This is a genomic window from Arthrobacter sp. Y3223164 (assembly GCF_059091005.1).
In genome coordinates this window covers 1-696 of record NZ_JBNHGF010000745.1, presented here as the reverse complement: position 1 = coordinate 696, position 696 = coordinate 1, and the positions used below count along the sequence as shown (strand labels likewise).

Sequence of the window (696 nt, the reverse complement as noted above, 5' to 3'; positions counted from 1 at the left end):
GGACGCGGCCGCCACCTCCTGGGCTCCGTAGTTCGGGCCGCTGGCGCCGCCGCGCAGGATCACGTGGGTGTCGGGGTTGCCGTTGGTGGAGACCAGCGCCGCCCGTCCCTCGCCGTCGATCCCCAGGAACACCTGTGCCGCGGCCGCAGCGTGGCAGGCGTCGAGCGCAACCTGCAGCCCGCCGTCCGTGCCGTTCTTGAAACCCACCGGCATGGAGAGCCCCGAGACCAACTGGCGGTGGATCTGGCTTTCGGTGGTGCGCGCACCGATCGCTCCCCAGCTGACCAGGTCCGCCAGGTACTGCGGGCTGATCGGTTCCAGGAACTCCGTGGCCACCGGCAGGCCGAGCTCCGCCACCTCCAGCAGGAACGTCCGCGCCAGCCGCAGGCCAGCGGCGATGTCATGGGAGCCGTCCAGCCGCGGGTCGTTGATCAGCCCCTTCCAGCCCACCGTGGTCCGCGGTTTCTCGAAGTACGTGCGCATCACGATCAGCAGCTCTTCGCGGTGCTCACGTGCCACCTGCGCCAGGCGGCGCGCGTAGTCCAGGCCCGCCGCGGTGTCGTGGATCGAGCACGGTCCCACGATCACCAGGAGCCGGTCGTCCACCCCGTCCATGACCGCCCGGATGTCCTCCCGGCCGCGGGCGACGACGGCGGCGGCCTCGGCGGTCAGGGGCTGTTCCTGCAGCACCTCGCC

General features: G+C 71.7%; 1 protein-coding gene. It reads right to left on the bottom strand.

Going from position 1 to position 696, the window contains the following annotated elements; translation table 11 throughout:
• Positions 1-696, bottom strand: a 696-nt coding sequence (locus AC5RUJ_RS17760) for a 3-deoxy-7-phosphoheptulonate synthase (RefSeq protein ID WP_494156448.1), incomplete at both ends; no start/stop codon positions are given.